We start from the raw sequence: 6,911 nt of genomic DNA, 5'->3' as shown, positions 1-6,911 counted from the left end.
GCGCAAGAGCGATGGCGAGCCCGGCGCAAAGACGATTTGGATCGGCATGCAGAGAACCATGGACGCCGCCCTCACCATTCAAGCACTGCGGGAAGAGTCATGACTTCCGTATAAGGAAATGCCTTATAGGTGGATTGGCGTGGAGGGCGCCTGCAAAAGGAATCGGCCGTCCCTGGCCGAACAAAGTGGTGATGTGCTTAACAGAATGCTCAGCGGGTACTCGATGATCAGGCGGACCTCGTCGGTGCCGGCGTCGAACGAGCTGGCGCGGTAGGTCGCCTGACGCAGGCGGAAGGAAAGATCCTTGGCCGAACCCGACTGGACCACATACTTGGCTTCGAAATCGCGTTCCCAGCGCTTCTCGTCGTCGACCCCGGCGCGGAAGTAGACGCCGTTCGGATCGGCCTTGGTGAAGTCGATCTGGTCGCCCTTGACGTAGCGCGCCATCAGGGTCAGGCCCGGCACGCCGAAGCTGGCCATGTTGAGGTCGTAGCGCAACTGCATGGAGCGCTCGTTGGGGCGGTTGAATTCGGCGTACTGCACCGAGTTGGCCAGCCAGACCGAGTCGACGCCATAGAAATCGAAAGTCTCGTCGCCATCGATCTTCTCGTAGGACGCGGTGCCGATGTACTGGCGCCAGGCCTCTCCGGCCCTGCCGACGTAGGCCATCAGGCTGAAGTTGTCGTTGACCTTGTAGGAGCCGCCGAGGAAGTCGAAGCTGTCGGCCTCCACGCCGCCGTAGCTGGAGATCAGCTTGTGTCGTTGGAGTTGATCGAGTTCCTGCCGTTGTAGGTGGTGAAGTGACCGGCCTCAGGAAGAGGTCGGTGAACTCCCTGCTCTGCAGCTGGAAGCCGGTGGCCACTTCCGGCAGCAGGCGGATGTCGCCCATGGCGAATACCGGCGCGGTGGGCGCTGTTCGCCGTACTTCGGCTCGGTGGAGGAGGCGCGCAGTTTCACCGCGCCGCCGATCTGCCCGTAGGAATCCGGCACGTTGGCGTCGGCGGTCTGGTTGTTGCTCATCGGCAGCAGGCCGTTGCCGACCCGGTCGCGGCCACTGTCCAGCTTGATCCCGCCGTAGGCGAAGACGTCGGCGCCAAAGCCGACGGTGCCCTGGGTGAAGCCGGAGGTGAAGTTGAGCATGGCGCCATGCGCCCATTCCTCGCGATAGCCTGTGCGCTCGCTGGCAGGTTCGAACCGTTGATGCCCTGGCTGTTGCTGGCGCCAGGAGGGGGCGACAACGTTGCCCAAGGCAGCCCGATACGCGCTCGCAGGTTCGAGCGGCTCGGCCGCTGACGAAGAGAAGACGGAAGCCTAATACCGATCAGATAAGGCTTGGTGCCTGATACGGCTGGCCATTGTAGGGTGCGCGGTGCGCTCCTCCGCCGGTAGCGTCGTCATTTCGGTGCGCACGGCGCACCCTACTTAGTCTGGCGTTAGGCGGGAGCCGGGCTCCCGCCAGAGCCGCGCGGCGGTCAGAACTCCGAGACCTTGCCCCACGCGCCTTTGTTCAGCCGGGCGAGGTTGTACTGGGTGTGGTCCACGAAGGGCGTCTTGCCCTGCGCCAGTTCGGCGATCAGGCGCCCGGCGCCGGGGCCGATGCCGAAGCCGTGACCCGAGAAGCCGGCGGCCAAGATGAAGCCGGGTAGATTCTGCGCTTCGTCGATGACCGGCACACCATCTGGGGTGCTGTCGATATATCCGGCCCAACCCGCCTGAACGGGCACACTGCCCAAGGCGGGCAACAGGCGGCGCGCGCGGGCCAGGGTATCGCGCAGTATCGATTCCGACGGGCGCGGATCGAGGATGCGCACGCGCTCCATCGGCGTGGGCCGGTCGAGCGCCCATTTACGGAGCCTCTCGTGTCCATATTGCCAACCCTGCAGGCCACCGGGTGAGAGCATTTGCCAGCGTTTGGCGAACATCGGCAGAAAGTATGAGGAGAAGCGAAGTTGCTGCGGCGTCGGATCCACGCAGGCGCGTCCGGAAACGGCGAGCGTATAGCCGCCGTCCCCGCGCCGGGTGACGGTAACTTCACTGGTATGCAGTGCATCGGGAAGCCCCTGGGCCCCCGGCATGACCGACAGGATAGTCGAACGCACCGACGCTTGCGGAAAGCGAATGCCGAGCTGAGCACAAAAGGAGGAGGCCCAAGCACCGCCGGCCATCACTACCTGACGGGTCTTGATCCCACCCTTTTCGGTGATAACCCCCGATACCCGACCCGCCTCGGTCTCGACACCGCGGGCCGTGCAGAATTGGTGGACCGACCCGCCATGCTTGAGCACGCCCTTGGCGATCAACGGTGCCGCCCGTGCCGGATCGGCGATGCCGTCGGACGGCGAAAACACTCCCCCCAACCAGGACTTGCCGGTGGCCGCGCCGCGTTGCGTGGCCTCGGCGCTGCTCAGCATATGGGTCGTGACTCCCTGGGTGAGCGCGAAGTCGCGCCATTTCGCCCAGCCGTCCAGCTCGGCCTGATTATCAGACAGATAGAACAATCCGCAGCGGCGGAAACCGAGGTCTTCGCCGAGATCGGCAGTGATCTCCTCCCATAGCGCGAGACTCTTGGTCGACAACGGCAGTTCGCGCGCGTCGCGGTTCTGCTGACGGCACCAGCCCCAATTGCGGCTGGATTGCTCGGCGCCAATCCGGCCCTTCTCCACCAGGGCAACGCTCATACCCTGACGGGCCATGTAATAGGCAGCGCATACGCCGATGATGCCGCCGCCGATAACGACGACGTCCGCGCTTTCCGGCAGCTCCGGGCTGGACTGCATGGTGATCAAAGGAGCCGGCATTCTATTCTCCTGGCCTGAAATTTATTGTTTACGGCTTTGCAGCGAGCAATACCGGGTGTTGGTCGATTCGGAGCCGCGGAGTAGGCTGCGGCAGGTATCGGCCCCCTTCGCCAATACCGTTGCGTTGATTCCATATTAGCTATCGCGGCCGAAGTGGGCTGCCGTATTGGGCGTGCGCAATCGCAGAATCGGACGTTTTCGAGGGCACGCTCGGAAGTTTCTGCTGCAGGCGACGGAGCGCTCGGCGCGCGAGCGTTGACTGTTCCGCCCACCACTTGCTGCTTTCCTTCCTTATGTCCTTCCCATCTGGAGGAGGGTGGCGCGAAGCGTCGGGATGCCGGCTATGCGCATGCCCGCTGCCACCAGCATTGGGCGCTTCAGGCCCAACACCTACCGATGCGTACTCATCTCGAGCCTTGCTGGGCGGAGCCTAAGCTTTCGCCAATGATGATGAGAATAGTTGGAAATTGCATATTCCCAGGGGATTCGAAATTTTCTGCTGGGCGCCCGACGGCATACTAATTACAGACAAGCCGGTAATGCCTTCCCGGGGGGGGCTTGCGCCGAACATGGCGAGGAACCCACTTTGGTGATGCGTACGTAAGCCTGGCAAATGGCAGATGCCCTGATCAGAAGAACAGCGAGGTCTTTTAGATGAAAACACTGCTGCTTAGCAAAGAAGAAGTCGGCAGATTGATATCCATGGAGGAAGTTATCGGCTCGGTGGAAGAGGCATACAAGGCCTTTAGCGGTGGGCAGGTGGTACAGCCCGACTATATAGGCATACATCTTCCGGAACCGCGCGGAGAGATCGACTTCAAAGTCGGTTACTGCATGACCAATGAAATCATCTCGATGAAGGCCTCTTCCGGCGGCTTCCTCGATAACCCTACGGCGCATGGCGTGCCTAACGGCATGGGAACCGTTCTGCTGTTCGATGCCAGGAGCTGCGCGCTGATCTGCGTCATGGATGGAAGTCTGCTCACCGGTCTCAGGACGGGAGCGTCGGGTGCGGTCTCGGTCAAGGCGCTGGCAAGAAAGAACGCGAAGAAGATCACCACCATCGGTACCGGTAACCAGGCACGGATGCAGATTCGCGCCATCAGCCTGGTGATGCAGATCGAAGAGATCCATGCCTGGAGCAGAAACCCGGAGACGCTCGCCCGCTTCAAAGCGGATATCGAAGGCGAGTTCGATATTCCCGTGATCCTGGCCGATTCGAAAAAGGAAGCGGTCGAGCAGGCCGATATCCTGATCACCACTACCCGTGGCAAAGGCCCGCTGGTGGAAGCGAGCTGGGTCAAACCCGGCACCCACATCGTCGCCATCGGTACGGATATGAAAGGCAAGCAGGAGCTTGATCCCGAAATATTCAGGCACGCCAAGATAGTCAACGACTCGATCTCGCAGTGCATCGATAAAGGGGAAACCTGGCATCCGCTGAGCGCAAAGATCATCACCCTGGACGATATCCATGGCGAGATCGGCGAAATACTGCTGGGCACGAAGCCAGGCCGGGAAAACGATGAAGAAATCACCATCTTCGATTCCACCGGCATGGCCATACAGGACAATACCACTGCCGAAAAAATCTATCGCAATGCACTGGAAAACAACATCGGAACCTTCTTTGCGTTCCTTTGAATCGTGATTTTTCGGCAGTACGGGGGAGAGGAAATTACATGCGCGACCATCCGACCATTCAGGACATTCGAGAAGCCCAAGAGCGGCTGAAACCGCATATCAGACATACGCCGCTACTACGCGCCGAGAAGATAGAGAAGGCCGCCGGTTGCCAGCTCTACCTGAAGCCCGAAACCCTGCAGATCACCGGCGCGTTCAAGATTCGCGGCGCGCTGAACAAGACCCTCTCGCTGCCCAGGGAGGAGATCGCCAACGGCATCATCGCCACCTCTTCCGGCAATCACGCCCAGGGGCTCGCCTACGCCGCTCGAATGCTCGGGGTGAAAGCCATCCTGGTGCTTCCGGTGACCACCCCGAAGATCAAGATCGCCAATACAGAAGCCCTCGGTGCGGAGGTCATCCTCTTCGATGGCGACACCGCCGCCCGCTGGAAAAGGGTGTACGAAATCGCCGAGAAAAACCGCTATGCGGTCGTACACGCCTTCGAAGATCCGCTGGTGATGGCCGGCCAGGGAACCATCGGCTGCGAGATCCTGGAGGACCTGGAGGATGTGGATACCGTCATCATCCCCATGGGCGGCGGCGGCCTGATTTCCGGCATCGCCACTGCCATCAAGGAAACCCGGCCGTCGGTGCGGGTCGTCGGTGCCGAGCCGGCGCTGACACCCAAGTACTACCACAGCCGGTTGAACAAGCAGCGCACCACATTGCCCTTGAAGAACACCATTGCCGACGGCTTGCGCATCAGCGTGCCGGGGCAGAACCCCTATCCGATCATTGAGCGCTACGTCGACGAGATCGTCCTGGTCGAGGACGAGCACATCGTCCAGGGCATGCGCGCCCTGGCCAAGGACGCGAAACTGATCGCCGAACCCGCCGCCTCGATCGGCATTGGCGCGCTGCTGGCGGGCGCGGTCAAGGTCCGGCCGGACGAGAAGGTCTGCGTGGTGCTGACCGGTGGCAACTGGGACCTGTGCGATCTGGCCGAGGTATACGGCGCTGCTGGCTAAGCGTGCGGCACGCTGGCGAAACGAGCGGGGTGCAATGACGAGTCTTTCCATTAGCATCAACAAAATCGCATTGCAGCGAAATTCCCGCGGGAGGAACTATCCGGACTTAGAAGGCCTAACAAAATGACTTCCTGAGGTGTCGCCAACAGATGATGCAACAGGCGATCTTCAGGAATGCTTCATGGATGGTGGCGAGGCGTTCGAAACGGACGCGCAATCGCTTGAAGTTGTGTAGCCAGGTATCGTACGTTCGACAACCTAGCGGGTTTTGCCAAGACCGCTGCCGTGCGGTTCGCCACGACGGGCGATCTCGGTGGCAATGCCCGCGGCATGAAGCGGTCTGCGGTACTTGTCGTGGTCATACCCGCGATCACCCTGAACGATGAGTGGCTTGGATAGTTGTCGGCCACGCTTGCCGCGCAGAGGTGGAATCGTTTCGATCAGCGGTAGCAGTTGGGTGACGTCGTGGCGATTGGCGCCGGTCAGTATCAGCGCCAGTGGAATGCCTTGAGTCCTCAGTTACGAGGTGGTGCTTTGAACCGGGTCGCGCGCGATCGGTGGGGTTGGGTCCTGTTTTTGACCCGACCCCACGGCACGGACGGAAGAGGAATCGACGATGACACGTGACCAATCGATGCGGTCCGCCGCACGCAACTTGGCCAGCAATACTTCGTGGAGACGGTCCCAAACACCGGCCTCTTCCCACATCGCACTGCGCTGGACAACGTCATGATGGGCCCGCTTATGTTCCATCAGCGGAGTAAGGCAGAAATCCGTCATGAATGCATGGCGCTCCTCGAGAAGGTCGGCCTGGCTGACAAGGCATCTACGTACCCATCGAGACTTTCTGGCGGTCAACAGCAACGCATCGCAATCGCAAGGTCTCTCGCGATGCGCCCGAAGGTTATTCTCTTCGACGAGGTTACCTCCGCTCTTGACCCGGAACTCGTCGATGAAGTACTTCGCACGATTCGAGAGCTGAGCAAGGAGGGTATGACGATGATTATCGTCACCCACGAAATGCAGTTCGCACGCGACGTTGCCGACCGCCTCCTGTTCTTCTACCAAGGAAAAATCCTGGAGGACGGCAATCCGCGAGAAATTTTCGCCAATCCGACCACGGAGCGGTTCAAGGCATTCGTGCGCCGCTTCAGCCAAGGACACCTTGCTGCAGCTTGACGACACTTGGCCGTGGGTCTCTGGGTTGTCAGGACGTACAGCCCGTATGCCATCGAGTCCGCGGCGCTGGCCAGCCTGATTGCTCCCGCTTCGAGGCGGGTCGACGTTCCAGTGCAAGCATAACGCATCCGGACGGTCGTTTTATGCCGAACTTCCCACTATTGATCTTTCCGTAAATCATGACATCACCACAACGTTGCCTGAACCCAGCACGCGGCGATGATCGAAGGCCGGTGTTGAGCGCTTTTGAGCTTGTTGCGGGCGACGGTATGCAACTCAT

Annotated in this window: 5 protein-coding genes and 2 pseudogenes; 3 read left to right on the top strand and 4 right to left on the bottom strand. The window is 60.7% G+C overall.

All coding sequences use genetic code 11. The annotated features are described in order from the left end of the window. Window positions 1–123: 123 nt before the first annotated feature. From DN412_RS44305 to DN412_RS41760, 3 genes and pseudogenes are all read right to left on the bottom strand, one after another. A complete protein-coding gene (locus tag DN412_RS44305; protein WP_279635310.1) occupies window positions 124–627 on the bottom strand; it encodes an OprD family outer membrane porin in 504 nt (167 codons plus the stop codon). Between the two features lie 12 nt (window positions 628–639). Then, window positions 640–1,248: pseudogene (locus DN412_RS44300) on the bottom strand (OprD family outer membrane porin); the annotation flags it as partial. Window positions 1,249–1,472: 224 nt separating this feature from the next. Further along, the gene (locus DN412_RS41760; RefSeq protein WP_115216845.1) at window positions 1,473–2,798 is read right to left on the bottom strand and encodes an NAD(P)/FAD-dependent oxidoreductase; all 1,326 of its coding nucleotides are present in this window, start codon (window positions 2,796–2,798) and stop codon (window positions 1,473–1,475) included. 654 nt (window positions 2,799–3,452) lie between these two features. Between DN412_RS41760 and DN412_RS41755 the strand changes: the two genes are divergently transcribed. Together DN412_RS41755 and DN412_RS41750 are read left to right on the top strand one after the other, a co-directional pair. Next, a complete protein-coding gene (locus DN412_RS41755; RefSeq protein ID WP_115216844.1) occupies window positions 3,453–4,442 on the top strand; it encodes an ornithine cyclodeaminase family protein in 990 nt (329 codons plus the stop codon). A 38-nt stretch (window positions 4,443–4,480) separates the two neighbouring features. Next, window positions 4,481–5,452, top strand: a complete 972-nt coding sequence (locus DN412_RS41750; protein ID WP_115216843.1) for a threonine/serine dehydratase family protein — start codon at window positions 4,481–4,483, stop codon at window positions 5,450–5,452. Between the two features lie 115 nt (window positions 5,453–5,567). Here DN412_RS41750 and DN412_RS41740 read toward each other — a convergent pair. Next, window positions 5,568–6,157: pseudogene (locus tag DN412_RS41740) on the bottom strand (IS5 family transposase); the annotation flags it as partial. A 24-nt stretch (window positions 6,158–6,181) separates the two neighbouring features. Here DN412_RS41740 and DN412_RS41735 point away from each other — a divergent pair. After that, entirely contained in the window at window positions 6,182–6,631 is a 450-nt protein-coding gene (locus DN412_RS41735; protein WP_115216842.1) for an amino acid ABC transporter ATP-binding protein, read from the top strand. The last annotated feature ends 280 nt before the right edge of the window (window positions 6,632–6,911 follow it).

This window comes from Cupriavidus lacunae, from assembly GCF_003353055.1.
Classification (GTDB): Bacteria; Pseudomonadota; Gammaproteobacteria; order Burkholderiales; family Burkholderiaceae; genus Cupriavidus; species Cupriavidus lacunae.
The sequence above is the reverse complement of the archived record's forward strand: the minus strand, read 5'-3'. Positions and strand labels throughout refer to the sequence as shown.